The sequence below is a fragment of the Ehrlichia muris subsp. eauclairensis genome (assembly GCF_051097115.1).
GTDB lineage: Bacteria > Pseudomonadota > Alphaproteobacteria > Rickettsiales > Anaplasmataceae > Ehrlichia > Ehrlichia muris.
The window spans coordinates 21,067-39,820 of sequence record NZ_CP118226.1 but is presented as its reverse complement, the minus strand read 5'-3'; the positions used below and the strand labels follow the sequence as shown (position 1 = coordinate 39,820).

The window sequence follows — 18,754 nt, the reverse complement described above, 5'->3', positions numbered from 1 at the left end:
AAATGATCTAAAATTATTTTCATTATTGCTGCAGACAAAAAAGAAAATAGTGGCAAAAGAATGTAGCAATAATAGGGGGGGGGGGGGACAAAACTTATTAAATAAACCCATTATATTTTTTTGCTATTTTCACACAAAATTATGTACATATTAAGATACCTAAAACTAAGGTGCCTTGCATTATTATCAGTTTTGCATAATATATTAAATTTTTCTTACAAAAATAACCAATATTTCATATCAAAACCTACATTCTGACTTGCTTTTATTTTATAGTTCTACTATTGTTAGTTTATTTGTCACTATTAGGTTATGTATGAATTGCAAAAGAATTTTTATAAAAAGTGCACTAATATCATTAATATCTTTCTTACCTGGAGTATCATTTTCTGATCCAATACAGGATAGTAATGTTAGTGGTAACTTCTATATCAGCGGGAAATATATGCCAAGTGCTTCTCACTTTGGAGTATTTTCAGCTAAAGAGGAAAAAAATGCAACAGCTAAAACATTTGGCTTAAAACAAGATTGGAATGGAGCTGCAATATCTAACACTAGTCCAACAAGTGTATTCACAATTTCAAATTATTCATTCAAGTACGAAAATAACCCATTTTTAGGCTTTGCAGGAGCTATTGGTTATTCAATGGGTGGTCCAAGAGTAGAATTTGAAGTATCTTATGAAACGTTTGATGTTAAAAATCAGGGTAATAACTACAAGAATGAAGCTCATAGATATTACGCTTTGTCTCACGACGCAACAATTGCAGAAAACAAGTTTGTTGTGTTAAAAAATGAAGGTTTATCCGATATATCATTTATGTTAAATGCATGCTATGATGTAACAACAGATGGAATACCTTTTTCTCCTTACATATGTGCAGGTATTGGTACCGACTTAGTATCTATGTTTGAAGCTACAAGTCCTAAGATTTCTTATCAAGGGAAGTTAGGCTTAAGTTATTCTATAAGCCCAGAAACCTCTGTGTTTGTTGGTGGACATTTTCATAAGGTAATAGGAAATGAATTTAAAGACGTTCCTGCCATAGTACCTAGTGGATCAACTCTTGCAGGAAACCACTTTGCAATAGTCACACTAAATGTATGCCATTTCGGTATAGAACTTGGAGGGAGGTTTGCCTTCTAATTTAATAATGCATGTCTGTTTAAGTTTGTATATAACACAAAAGTCAGACTTGCACATGTTATAAACATGCTAACAATTACATTGTATTCATAAACTTAGTTTTCTACTACACACATTGTAATTGTTAGCCTAAAAATAAACAAAAATTCTATAATACTGCTTATTAGTTATATAAGTATTGTAGACCTAATTGTCAAAGAGTCACTATTATCAAGCTTGTTTTATTGTATAGCTCCCCCATCAAACCTTTACAAAAGTAACAGTGTGTTACTTGGTATTTTCTCTAACTACAGCTATACAAAAGCATAACTGTAGCAGAAATAAATCAGTACTAAATACACTATGATTACATAAGAAATTAGTGTGGTATAAACAAAATAGGAAACCTATCTAATTCCCACAATAGAAATTACAAGAAATTCATACTTAATAAAATCCTACAATGCAAACCTCATACCAACTTCCCAACCAAAATAGTCAGTACCTAAAGTAGCAGAAGCTGAAGTAACTTTAGGAACATCAGCAAAACTACTAGGATGATAAGCTATTTCTACTCTCTCATATTTGTTACCTACAACCTTATGGTAGTAACCTCCACCAAACAACATAATATTAACACTGACAGGATAGTTAACACCAAACTTAACTTGATAAGAAAACTTAGGTAAGGATATGCCTAAAAATTTTATATAATCTACACCAACACCAGCACATACATACGGGGCCAAAGTAACATAACCATGCGCAACATCATAACAAAAGTTCACATTAAGAGACTTATTCATAACTCCATTGTTTTCTAGCACTATAAATTTATTCTCTGCCATAGTATCACTACGAGATAAAGCAAAAAACTTGTAACTCTCGCTTCCTTCAGGATACCATTGTCTTTCAGGCTCAAAATTTTCATAAGAACCTTCAAATTCTATTCTAAAATCGTCAACATAATACCCAACAACACCACTAAAACCAGCAAAATTACTTGCATATGTAGGGTTATATACTTGTTTAAAACCACTATGAGTAGTAATATCAGACTCAGAAAAACCTAAAGCAAAAATCCTCTTTGTAAGCCCAGGAAGTGTTTCTTGTACTGAAAAACTACTAAAATTAGGAACACCAACTCTATACTGAGTACCTATATAAAGCCCATTCCCTCCTTCAGGAATGTTTGTACCAGAAAAAGCATTATAAGGTAGAAAAGAAAGCAATGTACTCAATGCAACACCTATAACAAATTTTTTATAATTCATTGTAAATCCATTAATAACAAGGTAAACTACGGTAATTTACTATGACAAACCATGCCAAGTCAAGTAATTGTACATAATTCTATTTCGCAATATATAAACTACATATAAAGAATACTTATTATATAAATCAGCAATGCAGAACTTCACTTCTTAACCAGGAATCAATTGTATGTAGATCTCCCACCTAACTCTGATAAATTTTACAAAAGATACACCATTGAACTTAGCTACTACTCAAACATTAAGGTGAGACAAACAAGAAGCTATGGGATATTGTATCAGAAAATATTATTCCATTTATCAATCATTCTATGACAATATGGATTGATAAATATCCTAAGACATTTAAGTCATTGATTCCCATTTGCCGTGAAAGAAAGCCTACATTTTATTAAGTCAAAAATTTCAGTAATATCCTTCCAATAACTATATAAGATGAAAAATAATATTGGCATTACAAATCATAACAAATATCTACTATAGCTTAACAATATTCTATCCCACTATTTCACGTATTTAGATCTTACCAAGTAATGCTTATAATTATTACTCAGTCAAATGTCTCCTAAGTATCTCTAATATCAAACTTCTCACAAGATTCTTCAAGTCTTAATTGTTAAAATCTAAATAAATATCCTAATACAAAAGATAACTAAAAAACATTGTTGTTATATTGTGAAACATACCTACCTGAGAAATTCAAATTATTAAAATCTTTATCATTATTTAACTAAATACTAGTCTTTACCCTTTTTCACACACATGCAACTCTTTTATACTTATTATGTTTTCAGTTACAAAAAACCTTAATATGTTAAGAGGAAGCATTTAATCTACATAAACTTGATCTACTGGAAAAATACCTGATACATTCAATGGATATGAGACACAGTAAGAAGGTACTAATATTATTACCAAAACTCTTACAATCTTACACTTCATAAACTAACTTATCTAGCAATAATAATAATTAACACTCTATAATACAAATATTAATAATACAACAAAGATAAACTCATTTATACATCTGACCAATATATCTCTTAATTTGCATATAACATAAACAATCACTACACATGATTAAAATTATAGAATAGAAAATTTATATACAAAACATTCATTAAATCAACTAGTAAAGCCATATACAAACACATAAAACTACATTACAGTTGATACTGAAACTTATAAATCAATCACAACCCTACCATAAATATTTTACCCTATTTTAGTTTAGTAATACCCCGTAAAAAACTATCAGAAACTCAAAACTAAATATAATTCTTATTATAAAACTTAGATAAATTTAATGTTTATATGAATAATAGTGCAATCCTTTAATAAAAAAAAGCAAGGAGATATATTGTTTTTATATACTAATTGTTATAGACTATACACACATCATTTGCATGTGAGGTACAATAATGAATGACCTAGAACTCTACAACGAAATAAAAATTTCAGCAGATGCTACAGATCATAGTACATTTGATACTTCTAGCGCTTCCAGTCTAACCAGTTTGCCTAATAACAGTTGTATTTTTAACAACAATTGTATTTCTAAGTTTCTATTTACATTATCTCCCACATCCACAAATAATCAATACATTGTTAACTTCACATTTGAACAACATCAAAATAATGCTGAGCAAGATTTATTAAAATTAATGACAGGACAATTTGCAGTTAATTTTGATCAAGAAAATCATGCCTTGGTTTTTAATAAAGGTGATACTTCTATAGTACTAAACGAGGATATGATAAGTTCATGTTTAAATTATATAAAGGTAATACATAAAAACCATTCTATAGAATAACCAATATATTCTTTTATGTATAAAAAACTGGCCTATGCCTTTTGTTGTTGGCAAAAAAGTTTACCAATTCAATAAGGCATATTGAAGGTACTAAGTTTTATAACTATAAATTTTACCCTTAACATATAAAATATATATAGTCAATACAGCAGGCTAAAAGCAGGTACGGTAATTAAGTTAAATCATAATACTGACATTACCATTCACTTACAGACAAAATCTAGCTTTTGTTGTTTCAAAATTATATAATTATTTCTATTCTAGTTTTCATTAGTTACGTAGTATAGAATACATTTATACTTAAAAATTTAAATATAGAACATCTTAAGTAAATTAAAATACATATTATTTTTGATATCAAAGAAAAAAATTAGGATTTTTGATAACTTGTATTTCATATCAAATAAAACATATTGTTTTATTATCCTTATAAGATATAATATGATTATTAATAAATTTAGGTAGGCCATAATGGATATTTTCGGTAATGAATTCGACATTCACATTAATGCAAACGGAACAGAGTATACAGGACAAGTTATTTTTGATAATGAAGGTACCTTTGACACTGGACTTGAACTACAAAATGGTATTGGAACTTTTGGTCATTTCTCCGGAGATATATTGAGAAATGGTGACAATCCAGGAAATCATTATACTGCTCATTACTTATTCGAACAATGTATAATTCATCCAGAACTTCCTGTTTTACATTCATTCACTGGAGAAGCAGAACTTCATGTTGAAGGAAATCACATTACTTTCGGTGATGAAAATATTACAGTGTCATTACATAGTTTAAAAAAGCCAGTAGAAAATGAGAAACCTGCTGATAATGATGAAGTAACACAAAATCAGTAATATCTTTTCTAGATGCTTTTATTTTTTATTAAAGTTAAGTTAATTAGTGTTGAATGCTAGTAAAGTGGATGCTTATCTTTCGTAAGCGTCTGCTTTACAGTTAGTGATGCCTTGAAGAAGTATGTTGGGTATTTTATGCAAAAAAACTAGTTTTACATATACTAATGATACCTTTCTAAAAAAGCTTTTTTAATACTGGGTTATAAACACATTATGCAATTTAAGTACTAGTCATTCATTTATACATATTTAAATATATATAATTAAACGTATGAAAACTATTACGTTATACATGATTCTTTACAGCACATGAAATACAAAGAACATTTACACAGCCTTGTTGCTAATTTTATTGTACTTTTGTCTTATTTAACCATATAATTCACAACCTAATAAATTAAATATTAATTTAATTATGCTTAGTATTGCACACAAAATATTTGGCTCGACAAATAGCAGGGTAATAAAATCATTTCATAAAATAGTTCAGGATATAAATGCAATAGAACATGAAATTCAACTTCTCTCTAATGAAGCATTAAAATACAAAACCATAGAGTTCAAGGAAGAACTTAAAAATGGGAAAACTTTAGATGACATCTTAGTACCAGCCTTTGCTGTGGTAAGAGAAGCATCAAGAAGAGTACTAAATATGAGGCATTTTGATGTACAGCTCATAGGTGGAATAGTCTTGCATAAAGGAATGATATCCGAAATGAAAACGGGTGAAGGAAAAACTTTAGTAGCAACACTAGCTGCATATTTAAATGCATTAGAAGAAAAAGGAGTACATATAGTAACAGTAAACGATTATTTAGCAAAACGTGACGCTGACTGGATGGGAGAGTTATATAATGCATTAGGAATAACAGTTGGCTGTATATTAACTGATACGAACGACTTAGAAAGAAAAAACGCCTACAACTGTGACATATTATATTCAACAAACAATAACTTGGGGTTTGATTATCTACGTGATAATATGAAATTCTCTAAAAAAGACATGGTACAAAGAGGTTTTAATTATGCAATAGTCGATGAAGTTGACTCAATATTAATAGACGAAGCAAGAACTCCTTTAATAATTTCTGGACAAGTCGACCAAGATATTAAAATGTACAAAAAAATAGACAATTTGATATATGAATTAACAGGAGAAGATTATGAGCTAGAAGAAAAAAGTAAAAATATCTTCCTAACTGAAGCTGGAATAACAAAAATTGAAAATTTATTAACTCAACATAATCTTATTTCTTCTAATACATCCTTGTATGACATCGATAACATTATAATTATGCACTATATTACTCAAGCATTACGTGCACACAAAATGTTTGCCCTAGATAAGGATTACATAATTAAAAATGGCAACATAGTAATCATAGATGAGTTTACAGGCCGTATGATGGATGGAAGAAGATATTCAGATGGATTGCATCAAGCACTTGAAGCAAAAGAAAAACTAAATATCAACAGTGAAAATCAAACATTGGCTTCTACTACATTTCAAAATTACTTCAGAATGTACACAAAACTCTCTGGTATGACTGGAACAGCAATAACTGAATCAGAAGAATTCTTGGGAATATATAACTTACGAGTTGTGCAGATTCCAACAAATATACCTGTTCAAAGGATAGATTTAAACGACGATATATATTGTACAGAAGAAGAAAAATTCAATGCTGTTATAAAATTCATTTCAGAATGTCATCACAAACTGCAACCTGTACTAGTAGGAACAGTAAGCATTGAAAAATCGGAAATGCTATCTAAGTTATTAACAAAAAATAAATTAAAACATTCTGTATTAAATGCACGCTATCATGAACAAGAAGCATACATAATAGCACAGGCTGGAATACCTGGAACAATTACTATTGCTACAAACATGGCTGGTAGAGGCACAGATATACAGCTTGGAGGAAATCTAAAAATGTTAGCAAAAGCAGTTATTGCTAATACTACAGATAAAGAAGCAATGGAAATAAAATATAAACAACTTGCAGAAAAAGTAAAAAAAAATAAGGAACTAGCAATACAAGCTGGGGGATTGTGTGTAATTGGTACAGAACGTCATGAGAGCAGAAGAATTGATAATCAATTAAGAGGAAGATCTGGCAGACAAGGAGACCCAGGGTTATCTAAATTTTTCTTATCATTAGATGATGATTTACTAAGAATATTTGGATCAGACAAGATAAAAGGAGTTCTCCAAAAATTAGGCATGAAAAAAGATGAAGCTATTCAACACACACTGATAAGCAGATCTATTGAAAAAGCACAATATAAGGTTGAATCAAGAAACTATGATATTAGAAAGTCTTTATTAAAATTCGACAACGTAATAAACGAGCAAAGAAAAGTCGTTTTTGAGCAACGAAATCAAATTTTAGACAATGATTCTTACAACATTTCAATTATATATCGAGATCTTAACAGAGATATAGTTAACAATATAATACATGACAAGTATTATAATTTGGATGATGATACATACAAAGCACTATCATCTGAATTTACAAGAATATATAATATCACTCTGGATTATAGGATTATCAGTAATTTTGAAAGTACAGACAAAGTTTTAGAATACCTAAACAAAATCGTCGACGAACATTTCGCTCAAAAAATAGAAGAATTAACATCTAAAGATCAAAAAGTATGGAATCATATAGTGAAAAAAGTCATGATAATGTCATTAGATTATCTATGGAGAGATCACCTTGCTGCACTGGATAGTCTAAAATGTGGAATAAATCTAAGATCTATAGCACAAAAAGACCCATTAAATGAGTTTAAAGCTGAGGCATTTTCTATGCTTGAGAATATGATGAATAAGTTCTACGAATTAATAATACAGAGACTATCTTACTTAAAATTTGATATAGAGTTAAGTGATATACAAAAAACAGACTATAACATTAATCATTCTAAAATTTCACGTAATGAAAAATGCCCTTGTGGATCAGGAAAAAAATTCAAACATTGCCACGGTACTTAACGTTAACCTGCTTATATACTGTTGACAAAAACAATTGCTTACTATTTTGAAGATTACAAATTTCAAACCCTTTAATTAAAAGAAAATTATGGCTAAATTATATCATGGTTATAACAAGCTCAAAAATCTTTTCGATTTTATAAAGTTACAAAAATACCAATTAAGGTACGTATCTGACACTTTTATATCAAAACAGAAACCGCACTACTGCTACTTCAATAGATAAACAATACGCATCTATACAAAAACCCTTTAAAAATCAATTTTACTTATGTAATACACAATACTATTACATTGAATACAAACTACTATAACAAGTATAATGTTATCAACATAAGCAACAAAGAAACTGTGCCTGAGTTATCAATATAACAATCTACACACCAATTAATCACTCATATTCTCAGCATTTATTTTAAATAAAAACTTATATATTAATAGCCAGGTTTTCCCGACAAATCAAAATCCTCATTTTGATAAAAAATATCTCTCACCACATTAACCATATTATTAAGTTCACCTACAAATCCACTTTCATATGCAAGAACAGCCATAGCAGGTTCATTACTAACTTCTACTCTCGACGGATCCATTAATAGTAGACTATGTTCTTCAATTAACAAAGCCATATCCAGTCCATTTAAGATAGACACCAGAAAAATCTTATCCATTGATGTAGTATTATTAATATCTTTAATAGGATCATAATGTTCAAGAGTAATGTTCAAATTACATTTCTCATAATATCCATTCATAATATCACTTATTATATTCAATGTACCTTTATCTCCTGTCGCAGCATTAACAATATCTCCACTAGCATAACAACCACCTGCTGGATTATCATCGAGATATATTGTCCCATGATAAATATCAACATTAGAATGACCACTTTGTTGAATTAAAAAGTCAACATCAAAAAAAGCATTATCTGTTCTCATAATAAAACCTCTGTTCATTAATATAATTTAGTTAAATAATACATCATAATTTAAAAAATTAACATAAATATTTATTTTATGGAAAATTATCCACATATATTAATTATAAAAATGTATTTATTCATACATTTCGAATTTTTATACATTCCATAGATGATATCTTCCTGTTAATTGAATTCACATAATATTAACATGGCAATATATTGAGAATACTTTTTCACAATCTTAGTTTTCATATATCACAATTTTCAACTAAAATTCAGCTTTACATTGCACAATTATTTATATGTAGAAACACTTTTAAATGATTAATATCAATACAAACATGTAATGTCATAAATTTATTATTAGTTAATATACATACTTAATTTATTCTATATTTATCAAATTATTTGCATTATTTTATTGACGTAGTATATTAAGTTATCTTTACTATGTGCTCAGTATGTCTTTAAATATTTGTTTACCAGACCAATCTCTACTAAAACCAAGAATTACAGTTTTTGGTGTAGGAGGTGCTGGTGGTAATGCTGTTAATAACATGATACAATCTAACCTGCATGGCGTTAATTTCGTAATAGCTAATACAGATGCACAAGCATTAGAACTTTCTTTATCAGAAAAGAAAATTCAACTAGGTATTGGCTTAACAAAAGGATTAGGGGCAGGATCACTTCCAGAAGTAGGTAAAGGTGCTGCAGAAGAATCAATAAATGAAATTATTGAAGAAATTTCAGACAGTAATATGTTGTTTATAACTGCTGGAATGGGCGGTGGAACAGGAACAGGAGCTGCTCCTGTAATTGCTAGAGTTGCCAAGGAAAATAAAATTCTCACCATAGGAGTTGTTACAAAGCCTTTTCATTTTGAAGGAGCACACCGGATGAGAACAGCAGAACTTGGATTAGAAGAATTACAAAAATATGTTGATACCCTGATAGTAATTCCTAATCAGAATTTATTCAGAATCGCCAATGAAAAAACAACATTTGCAGATGCATTTAAGCTTGCAGACACTGTATTACATACAGGAGTTCGTGGTATAACTGATTTAATGGTAATGCCAGGACTCATTAACTTAGATTTTGCTGATATTAGAGCGATAATGAGCGAAATGGGTAAAGCTATGATGGGTACAGGACAAGCTGAAGGAGAAAACAGAGCCATATTAGCAGCTGAAGCAGCTATATCCAATCCTTTATTGGATAACATTTCAATGAAAGGAGCAAAAGGTATATTAATCAATATAACCGGTGGGTTAGACATGACTTTGTTTGAAGTTGATGCAGCTGCAAATCGTATCAGGGAAGAAGTAGACAGTCACGCTAATATAATATTTGGATCAACATTTAACAAAGAAAGTGAAGGAAAAATTAGAGTATCTGTTTTAGCAACAGGAATAGATAATGAAGAAGTAGTAATACAAAACAAAAGTACATTTAAAGACAAAGGAACCCATAGTGATATATCTGAAATATCAAATAAACCTTTTAACCCATTAGACAATGAAATTGCTTATTATAAACCAAGTAATCCAGGAGAAGATATGATTAATTCTATAAGTCATATCAAAAAACAAGATCATAAAGAAAAAAAACAACAATCTAGTAACAAAGTTTTTGAGTCAGATTATGATATACAGTTTAATAAAAATGAATATTGGGATGAAGAATCATTTAATATCCCAACTTTTTTAAGAAAAAAATAATGTGTAATGTTCTACTGGCTTTTAAAAACAGAACCGCATGATTTCTCATGGGATAATATGGTACATGATAAAATTACTGTATGGGATAATATACTAAATTATCAAGCCCAAAATTATCTAAAAACAATGAAGTATGATGATCTTGCTTTTTTTTACCATTCTGGAAAAGAAAAAGGAATAATAGGAATTGTATCCATAGACAAAGAATTTTATCTGCCCGATACAAATAATAAATTTGGTATTGTTGAAGTCAAAACACATACAAAATTAAATAAGACCGTTTTTTTGAAAGATATAAAATTAAACCCTACATTAAAAAACATGTTAATTCTAAAGCAACCACGTCTATCAGTTTCTCCAGTAACAGAACAAGAATGGAATTGCATATTACAATTAAGTGAGACTGTCCTGTGATTGAAATCAATGTTTATTATAGAAAATGGTATAACATAATAAATAAGCCAAAAAGTTTTGTTAAAAATATCATAAATATTTCCTTAATAGACCTAAATATTTATGAATACAAGCCTATAATTTCTGTTGTACTAGCAAACAATAAATTATTGCAAAAATTAAACTATGAATACAGAAAAAAAGATAAACCAACAAATGTATTATCATTCCCATATAACAAATTAAATAAGAATTGTTATTTAGGAGAAATTTTTATTTCATTAGACATTCTTATAAGTGAATCCATCGATTTAAATATACCGTTAGAACATCATACATCCCATATGCTTATTCACGGATTATTACATATCTTAGATTATGATCATGAAGAGCCACTAGATCAATACATAATGGAATCTATTGAAATTAAGTTACTAGATAAACTAGGAATAAAAAACCCTTATGTTCCACGTGAAACATACTACTCAAATAAAAAATCTACAAAAAACCATATTATTATCAATTCATAATTAAAGTTCATACTATATTCACATTTACAATGTTTAAGAATAAAAAACTCAGTGACACCAGTCCGATCTTGTATATAATTTGAAAAACATGTAAATTATCTGTATGAGCAAAATTTTTGCAATAGTAAATCAAAAAGGTGGTGTAGGAAAAACCACAACCAGTATAAACTTATCAACAGCTTTTGCTATAGTAAATAAAAAAACTCTACTAATAGATTTAGATCCTCAAGGCAATAGCAGCACTGGATTTGGAATAACCTATGAACAAAGAACAAACACAGTATATGAAGTGTTAGTTAATAACTTATCTATATCAGCAGCTGTTGTAAAAACTGAAATACCAAACCTACACTTACTACCATCAACAGTAGATTTATCTGCAGCAGAAATCGAGCTAACACAAGTACAGCAAAGAGAATTTATTTTACAAAAGTCCTTATATGAAGCAAAAAATCCATATGACTATATTTTTATTGATTGTCCTCCATCTTTAGGATTACTAACAGTAAATGCATTAATAGCTGCAAATTCAATCATAATTCCTTTACAATGTGAATTCTTTGCCTTAGAAGGACTTAGCCACTTAATAAAAACCATAGAAATAGTAAAAAAACATCTTAATCCATTTCTATCAATAGAAGGAATTATCTTAACCATGTATGACAAAAGAAATAAGTTAAGTGAACAAGTAGAAGAAGACATTAGAAAATACTTAAAAGAGTCTGTATACAAAACAGTTATTCCTAGAAATGTAAGATTATCTGAAGCACCATCTCATGGGAAACCTGCTATAATTTACGATTTTAAATGTGCAGGTTCTCAAGCATATATACATCTAGCAAAAGAAATCCTAAATAAACAAAAAAACAATAGGTGTTCAAAATGACAAAAAGATTAGGGAAAGGCATTTTTGAGTTAATAGGAAATAACACGTTAGAAATTAACAATAACATTGCCAACATTAGTACTGATACTCATCTCACAATGCCAATAAACTTATTAAATCCCAGCACATCACAACCAAGAAAAACATTTGATCAAGAATCCCTTAGAGAATTAGCAGAATCTATTTCCAAACATGGTATAATACAACCAATCATCATTAGGAAAAATCCACACAAAAAAGGCTATGAGATAATAGCAGGAGAAAGAAGGTGGAGAGCTAGTATATTAGCAAAATTAAAATCAGTACCTGTGATTGTAAAAGAAATAAGTGATAATCAGTGTTTAGAATTATCAATTATAGAAAACATACAAAGACAAGACTTAACACCTATAGAAGAAGCTGAGGCATACTTCAACTTAACAAATACTTTCTCGTATACACATGAAGACTTAGCTTCTACTATAGGTAAAAGCCGTAGTCATATTACAAATATGATAAGAATATTATCTTTACCACCTTCTATAAAATTAATGATAAACAATAAACTCATATCATTTGGCCATGCTAGAGCTTTAATAAACACAGAAAAACCAGAAGCAATAGCGCAAAAAATTATTTCTTCAAATTTAAATGTAAGACAAACTGAGTTATTAATCAAAAATTTACAAAAACCACATAAGAACAAAACCCAAAAAAATCTAACAGAATTAGAGCAATCATTATCTGAAATATTAAATTTACAAATTAAAATAAACGGATTAAAAAACAAAGGCAGTATTACTATAAAATACAATAACACACAGCAACTTAACTCAATACTAGACAAGCTAAAGAAAACAACTTAAGTATAAACATCAATATTAAAATCATTGACAACACTAAAGATACATAATTTTCATAAATACAATCAACTATTTATTGAGTCAAAATAACCTTAAAAAGTTAGTATTTACAAAATTATAATTGAGCTAATTACACATAGCATATATTATATATAAAGTTACAGTTTACACATTATAATGAAAAATGACCTTATATGCCTTGGTATAATTACATCATCTCATGGAATTAACGGATATGTAAAGATAAGAACTTTCACAGAAAAGCCTGAAAATTTTACATCTTATGGACCGTTAACTGATGGGAAAAACACATATAAAATAAGGGTAATATCTATCATATCACAAAACATAATAATTGCAAAAATCAAAGGCATAATATCAAAAAATGATGCAGATTTATTAAGAAGCAAAAAGCTCTTTATAGAAAAAAACAAATTACCGAATCTTACAAATGACGAATTCTACCACAACGATTTAATAGGATTAAATGTTATCTTAGAAAACAAAAATGTTTATGGAAATATAAAGAAAGTTCATAATTTTGGATCATGTGATATTATAGAAATATGTCTTTCTGATTCAAAAAAAAGTACTATGCTACCTTTTACAAAAGGTATATTCCCTTATATAAATGTCAAAGAAAAATATATAATAATAAATCCACCAGAAGTTATAGGAAATAGCAGTGACATTTAGTGTTAACGTTTTAACCATATTTCCAGAGATGTTTCCAGGAACATTAAACTATTCAGTAATAGGTAGAGCCTTAAATAAAGGTATTTGGAATCTTAACGTTATTGATATAAGGTCATTTGCAAAAGATAAACACAAAAGCGTAGATGATAGACCTTATGGTGGCGGTCCTGGAATGATAATGAAAGCAGATGTTATAGGATCAGCAATAGATGAGGTATTAAGTAAGAACAAAAATACAAAACTGATATACATGTCTCCCAGTGGAGTAAAATTAAATCAAGATATTTCTGGACAATTAACACATTTTTCTAATATAACTATACTATGTGGTCGCTTTGAAGGAATAGATAGGAGAATTTTAGATTTTTATGATTTTCATGAAATAAGTATTGGAGATTATATATTATCTGGCGGAGAAGTTGCTTGTATGGCCCTCATAGAGACTTGTGTCAGACTTATACCTGGGGTGGTTAATAATACACAAAGCATATGTGATGAAAGCTTTACTTCAAGCTACAAGTTAGAATATCCTCAGTACACACGTCCAGCAAAATGGAGGGGGTTAGAGGTTCCTGATGTTTTACTTTCTGGAAATCATAAAAAGATTAATCTTTGGAAAGCTAATCAATCTTACTGTATAACCAAGCAAAGGCGTCCTGAGTTGACTAGTACCATAGATGGAGATATATATGAGTGATTTGCTTAAGGAGTTCAATGAACAACAAATGAATTTATTGTCCAATAAAGAAGTTCCAAAGTTTAGTTCAGGTGATACACTAAGAGTAAGAATGAGAATTTTTGATGGAGTAAGTGAGCGCTTACAGATATTTGAAGGAGTATGTATAAAAAGAAAAAATAACGGGTTACACTCTTCATTCACTTTAAGGAAAATAAGTTATAATGAAAGTATTCAATTACAAGTGTTTTTATATTCTCCTATAGTAGAATCTATAGAAGTTGTCAAATTTGGTAGAGTACGTAGAGCAAAACTTTACTATATGCTTAGTTTGTTTGGTAAATCTGCAAGAATAAAAGAACGTAATGATAGAACAAAAAAGTTATCTTAAACTTATATAGCATCATTGTGGTTACTATTGTAAGTGGAAAGCTTGCAAGTAGTAACATGTGTTATTTTTTATAAGTTTTCAAGTTTTATACATTGTACAAAATCTGCAGTTAACTTCCTTAAAGTATTTATTGAAAAAGGTTAAACTATATAAATCTTCTTCTATAGTGATAAAGTAGTGATGTATTTGCTAAGGTATAATTCATTACATATCAATATTCAGGGCTTCAGTTTTTATTTATTTTATATAACAGAAAATCCATAGCTGCATCTGCTGATGACACTTGCACTTCATATCTACTCATATCATTAAAGTAACATTTTTTATAATCACTTTCTATATTTGAAGCATAGCCTATATAAACTAACCCTACTTGCTCATCATCAACAGCAGGACCAGCAAATCCAGTAATTGAGATAGATATATTAGCTTTTGAATTTTCTAAAACACCAACTGCCATTAAAACAGATACTTCTGAACTCACAGCCCCATATTCATCAATAAGATCTTTATCAATATTTAAAAATTTAGTCTTAGATTCATTTGAATACACAACAAAACTATAATCCAACACTTTTGATGCTCCTGGAATACAAGAGAATAAAAAAGACATTAATCCTGCTGTACATGATTCAGCTATCACTAATTTAGAATTGCTTTCTATCAGCTTAGAAACACAAGTTCTAGCTTTTTCTAACATTCCTTGTTCTATCATCACGTAATAATATCATAGAAACTATAAACAAGTCTATGTAACCACTTAAGTTAAGTAAAACAATAATCAACATAATAATAAAAAAACATAAACATATTAAGCTAATGAGCTGTAAATATTATAGATTACAACTAATAATAGAAATCTATATTTTTCTATAGCTTCTATGATATAATTGCGTAAAATCTTTTAACTTATAATAATAGTTATTTAGTCACAGAATTTGTTATACTAAGAACACATGCTGTAGTTGTAAGAACTGCAATCTTCTTTAAATTTGCTATAAAAGCTCATTGAGTATAGTAATTGAATTAAAAAATACAATGTAACAGACCTAAAATTAAGATATAATAAAAAAAAATAAAATTGTGACTAAAAAGACTAGATACTAACTCATAGTTGAAATATTAATATGATAAACATTTATTTTAATCATAACTCATCCAAGCAATTCTACCGTGGAGTCAAAGGACATGATGTAGTAAACGATTTATTTCCAGAATTAAAAAAGCAAGCAATAGCTGTAAAAGTAAATGGGGAATCATACGATCTATCAAGAGAAATTACAGAAAATTGTACCTTTGAAGTCATAACAATAAACAGTGAAGAGGCACTTGAAATTATACGCCATGACACTGCACATATCATGGCACAAGCTGTAAAAGAAATTTTCCCTGATACTCAAATAACTATTGGACCAACTATTAAAGATGGATTTTACTATGATTTTGCAACAAATCACACCTTTTCTAGTGATGATCTAGAAGTAATAGAAAAAAAAATGATAGAAATTATAAATAGAAATGAAAGTTTTATACGCGAAGTATGGTCTAGAGAAGAAGCCATAAAGTTTTTTTCGAGCATAGGAGAAGACTACAAAGTCAAAATAATATCTAATATTCCAAGCAATGAAAACATTACTGTTTATAAACAAGGAAACTTCACTGACTTATGTCGTGGACCACACGCACCTTCAACAAAAACATCAAGAGCCTTTAAATTAACAAAAGTATCTGGGTCATATTGGCAAGGTAACTCAAACAATGAAAGGTTACAAAGGGTTTATGGTACAGCATGGCGTAATGAAGAAGAACTAAAGTCATACTTAAATAACTTAATAGAAATAGAGAAAAGGGATCATAGAAAAATTGGAAAAGAATTAGAGTTATTTCATATCCAAAATGAAGCATGCGGTCAAATATTCTGGCATACAAAAGGGTGGACTATTTATCGTATTATAGAAGAACACATAAGAAAAAAACTAGAAAGCAATGGCTATATAGAAGTAAAAACTCCCATACTACTAAATAAAGAGCTTTGGGAAAAATCAGGACATTGGGATAAGTTTCGTGAAAATATGTTTCTAAGTGAAGCAGAAGATAAAACTTTAGCTATAAAACCGATGAATTGTCCATGTCATATACAAATTTTTAATTCAAAAATTAGAAGTTACAGAGACTTACCAATACGAATGGCAGAATTTGGAACATGCCACAGATATGAAGCATCAGGGGCACTACACGGATTAATGAGAGTTCGTGGTTTTACTCAAGATGATGCACATATTTTCTGCACAGAAAGTCAAGTCATATCTGAAGCTTTAAAATTTTGCAATTTACTCATGGAAGTCTATAAAGACTTTGGTTTCACTGATATCTTAGTAAGATTTTCAGATCGCCCAGAAAACAGAGCTGGTAGTGATGAAACATGGGATAAAGCTGAAGCAGCATTAAAGAAATCAGTTGAAGCTGCTAATTTAAGTTACGTTTTAAATCCTGGAGATGGAGCATTCTATGGACCAAAATTAGAGTTCGTATTAACAGATGCTATTGGTAGAGAATGGCAGTGTGGAACCTTACAAATGGATTTCGTACTACCTGAGAGGCTAGGTGCCTACTATATAGGCAGTGATGGAAAAAAACACCATCCAATAATGTTACATCGTGCTATTTTAGGTACTTTTGAAAGATTTATAGGAATATTGATTGAACATTATTCAGGCAAATTTCCAATGTGGTTAGCTCCTATACAACTATCAATATTAACTATAAGTGAAGACGCTACTGATTATGCTAACTCTTTAAAAATAAAAGCTGAAGCACATAACATAAGAGTAGAACTAGATACTACAAATGAAAAAATAAACTACAAGATACGGAACCATATTCATAAGAAGATACCTGTGTTTTGGATAATAGGTAGAAAAGAAGTTGAGGAAAACTCTGTGTCTATACGTTATCTAGCGTCTAACAAACAGTATGTCATGCATATTGATAAAGCGTTGAAAACATTATTAACTTGTGCTAGCATCTAGTAAATTTTAGTTAGGAGTATAAGACTTGAAAACAAAAAAATTCTCTAATAAAAACAAAATTAATGAAATGATAACAGCAAAAAAAGTAAAGCTTGTCGATCAAAATAGTGTTATGATTGGAGTTATAGACATTGAAGACGCATTATCTAGAGCTAAAGCTGTTAATTTAGACTTAGTTGAAATAGTACATGATGATCAATATCCTCTATGTAAAATATTTGACTATAGTAAATACAGATACAGCCATAAGAAAAAAATAAGTGACTCAAAAAAGAAACAGAAAACCATAATAGTAAAAGAACTCAAGTTCAAGCTTAATATTGGAGATAATGATTATAACGTAAAATTAAACATGTTACGTGGATTTATAGAAAGAGGTGATAAAGTAAAAATATCACTAAGGTTTATAGGAAGGGAAATACTTCATCCAGAAGTTGGAATGGAGATTATAGAAAGATTAATAAGAGATACTGCTGATATTGCAAAACCTGAAAGCTTACCAAGAAAGGAAGGCAATTTGATCAATATGGTATTAACTTCAAAGTAAAGCTTTTTACAACTGTAGAATACTATAGTACTTTTA

17 protein-coding genes are annotated in these 18,754 nt (G+C 29.2%); 14 read left to right on the top strand and 3 right to left on the bottom strand.

What is annotated here, in order from left to right:
• Positions 1 to 316 precede the first annotated feature (316 nt).
• The gene (locus tag PVA18_RS00200; protein ID WP_045805218.1) at positions 317 to 1,147 is read left to right on the top strand and encodes a P44/Msp2 family outer membrane protein; all 831 of its coding nucleotides are present in this window, start codon (positions 317 to 319) and stop codon (positions 1,145 to 1,147) included.
• Between the two features lie 437 nt (positions 1,148 to 1,584).
• On the opposite strand, the gene PVA18_RS00195 is transcribed toward PVA18_RS00200, so the two are convergent.
• The gene (locus PVA18_RS00195; protein WP_045805219.1) at positions 1,585 to 2,400 is read right to left on the bottom strand and encodes a P44/Msp2 family outer membrane protein; all 816 of its coding nucleotides are present in this window, start codon (positions 2,398 to 2,400) and stop codon (positions 1,585 to 1,587) included.
• A gap of 1,421 nt (positions 2,401 to 3,821) precedes the next feature.
• Between PVA18_RS00195 and PVA18_RS00190 the strand changes: the two genes are divergently transcribed.
• From PVA18_RS00190 to secA, 3 genes are all read left to right on the top strand, one after another.
• Positions 3,822 to 4,214, top strand: coding sequence for a hypothetical protein (locus PVA18_RS00190; RefSeq protein WP_045805220.1), 393 nt, complete (start codon positions 3,822 to 3,824; stop codon positions 4,212 to 4,214).
• A gap of 471 nt (positions 4,215 to 4,685) precedes the next feature.
• A complete protein-coding gene (locus tag PVA18_RS00185) occupies positions 4,686 to 5,075 on the top strand; it encodes a hypothetical protein (protein WP_045805221.1) in 390 nt (129 codons plus the stop codon).
• Positions 5,076 to 5,490: 415 nt separating this feature from the next.
• Positions 5,491 to 8,079 (top strand): preprotein translocase subunit SecA, encoded by a 2,589-nt coding sequence (gene secA / locus PVA18_RS00180; RefSeq protein WP_045805222.1) that lies wholly within the window; start codon positions 5,491 to 5,493, stop codon positions 8,077 to 8,079.
• Between the two features lie 434 nt (positions 8,080 to 8,513).
• On the opposite strand, the gene PVA18_RS00175 is transcribed toward secA, so the two are convergent.
• Positions 8,514 to 9,020 (bottom strand): hypothetical protein, encoded by a 507-nt coding sequence (locus PVA18_RS00175; protein WP_045805223.1) that lies wholly within the window; start codon positions 9,018 to 9,020, stop codon positions 8,514 to 8,516.
• Between the two features lie 445 nt (positions 9,021 to 9,465).
• Here PVA18_RS00175 and ftsZ point away from each other — a divergent pair, with 445 nt between their 5' ends.
• The 8 genes from ftsZ (at position 9,466) to rplS (ending at position 15,142) form a co-directional block, all read left to right on the top strand.
• Positions 9,466 to 10,728, top strand: a complete 1,263-nt coding sequence (gene ftsZ, locus PVA18_RS00170) for a cell division protein FtsZ (RefSeq protein ID WP_045805224.1) — start codon at positions 9,466 to 9,468, stop codon at positions 10,726 to 10,728.
• A 6-nt stretch (positions 10,729 to 10,734) separates the two neighbouring features.
• Entirely contained in the window at positions 10,735 to 11,142 is a 408-nt protein-coding gene (locus tag PVA18_RS00165) for an EVE domain-containing protein (RefSeq protein WP_045805225.1), read from the top strand.
• Positions 11,139 to 11,651: an rRNA maturation RNase YbeY gene (ybeY, locus tag PVA18_RS00160; RefSeq protein ID WP_045805226.1), complete on the top strand. Its 513-nt coding sequence runs from the start codon at positions 11,139 to 11,141 to the stop codon at positions 11,649 to 11,651. Before PVA18_RS00165 ends, ybeY begins: the two co-directional genes overlap by 4 nt.
• A 103-nt stretch (positions 11,652 to 11,754) precedes the next feature.
• A complete protein-coding gene (locus tag PVA18_RS00155) occupies positions 11,755 to 12,537 on the top strand; it encodes a ParA family protein (RefSeq protein ID WP_045805227.1) in 783 nt (260 codons plus the stop codon).
• The gene (locus PVA18_RS00150) at positions 12,534 to 13,382 is read left to right on the top strand and encodes a ParB/RepB/Spo0J family partition protein (RefSeq protein ID WP_045805228.1); all 849 of its coding nucleotides are present in this window, start codon (positions 12,534 to 12,536) and stop codon (positions 13,380 to 13,382) included. Before PVA18_RS00155 ends, PVA18_RS00150 begins: the two co-directional genes overlap by 4 nt.
• A gap of 174 nt (positions 13,383 to 13,556) precedes the next feature.
• Positions 13,557 to 14,075: a ribosome maturation factor RimM gene (gene rimM, locus PVA18_RS00145; protein ID WP_045805229.1), complete on the top strand. Its 519-nt coding sequence runs from the start codon at positions 13,557 to 13,559 to the stop codon at positions 14,073 to 14,075.
• Positions 14,065 to 14,772, top strand: coding sequence for a tRNA (guanosine(37)-N1)-methyltransferase TrmD (gene trmD / locus PVA18_RS00140; protein WP_045805230.1), 708 nt, complete (start codon positions 14,065 to 14,067; stop codon positions 14,770 to 14,772). Before rimM ends, trmD begins: the two co-directional genes overlap by 11 nt.
• Entirely contained in the window at positions 14,765 to 15,142 is a 378-nt protein-coding gene (rplS, locus tag PVA18_RS00135) for a 50S ribosomal protein L19 (RefSeq protein WP_024072517.1), read from the top strand. Before trmD ends, rplS begins: the two co-directional genes overlap by 8 nt.
• 226 nt (positions 15,143 to 15,368) lie before the next feature.
• Here the strand turns inward: rplS and PVA18_RS00130 are convergent, their stop codons facing one another.
• A complete protein-coding gene (locus PVA18_RS00130; protein WP_045805231.1) occupies positions 15,369 to 15,857 on the bottom strand; it encodes a CinA family protein in 489 nt (162 codons plus the stop codon).
• Positions 15,858 to 16,269: 412 nt separating this feature from the next.
• Here PVA18_RS00130 and thrS point away from each other — a divergent pair, with 412 nt between their 5' ends.
• Both thrS and infC read left to right on the top strand, forming a co-directional pair.
• The gene (gene thrS, locus PVA18_RS00125) at positions 16,270 to 18,171 is read left to right on the top strand and encodes a threonine--tRNA ligase (RefSeq protein WP_045805232.1); all 1,902 of its coding nucleotides are present in this window, start codon (positions 16,270 to 16,272) and stop codon (positions 18,169 to 18,171) included.
• 25 nt (positions 18,172 to 18,196) lie between these two features.
• Complete coding sequence (gene infC, locus PVA18_RS00120; protein WP_045805233.1) at positions 18,197 to 18,718, top strand: translation initiation factor IF-3; 522 nt, start codon at positions 18,197 to 18,199, stop codon at positions 18,716 to 18,718.
• The last annotated feature ends 36 nt before the right edge of the window (positions 18,719 to 18,754 follow it).

Coding starts and splice junctions, on each gene's coding strand:
- PVA18_RS00200 (WP_045805218.1), top strand. CDS start 317: ATGAATTGCAAAAGAATTTTTATAAAAAGTGCACTAATATCATTAATA.
- PVA18_RS00195 (WP_045805219.1), bottom strand. CDS start 2,400: ATGAATTATAAAAAATTTGTTATAGGTGTTGCATTGAGTACATTGCTT.
- PVA18_RS00190 (WP_045805220.1), top strand. CDS start 3,822: ATGAATGACCTAGAACTCTACAACGAAATAAAAATTTCAGCAGATGCT.
- PVA18_RS00185 (WP_045805221.1), top strand. CDS start 4,686: ATGGATATTTTCGGTAATGAATTCGACATTCACATTAATGCAAACGGA.
- secA (WP_045805222.1), top strand. CDS start 5,491: ATGCTTAGTATTGCACACAAAATATTTGGCTCGACAAATAGCAGGGTA.
- PVA18_RS00175 (WP_045805223.1), bottom strand. CDS start 9,020: ATGAGAACAGATAATGCTTTTTTTGATGTTGACTTTTTAATTCAACAA.
- ftsZ (WP_045805224.1), top strand. CDS start 9,466: ATGTCTTTAAATATTTGTTTACCAGACCAATCTCTACTAAAACCAAGA.
- PVA18_RS00165 (WP_045805225.1), top strand. CDS start 10,735: ATGTTCTACTGGCTTTTAAAAACAGAACCGCATGATTTCTCATGGGAT.
- PVA18_RS00155 (WP_045805227.1), top strand. CDS start 11,755: ATGAGCAAAATTTTTGCAATAGTAAATCAAAAAGGTGGTGTAGGAAAA.
- PVA18_RS00150 (WP_045805228.1), top strand. CDS start 12,534: ATGACAAAAAGATTAGGGAAAGGCATTTTTGAGTTAATAGGAAATAAC.
- rimM (WP_045805229.1), top strand. CDS start 13,557: ATGAAAAATGACCTTATATGCCTTGGTATAATTACATCATCTCATGGA.
- rplS (WP_024072517.1), top strand. CDS start 14,765: ATGAGTGATTTGCTTAAGGAGTTCAATGAACAACAAATGAATTTATTG.
- PVA18_RS00130 (WP_045805231.1), bottom strand. CDS start 15,857: ATGATAGAACAAGGAATGTTAGAAAAAGCTAGAACTTGTGTTTCTAAG.
- thrS (WP_045805232.1), top strand. CDS start 16,270: ATGATAAACATTTATTTTAATCATAACTCATCCAAGCAATTCTACCGT.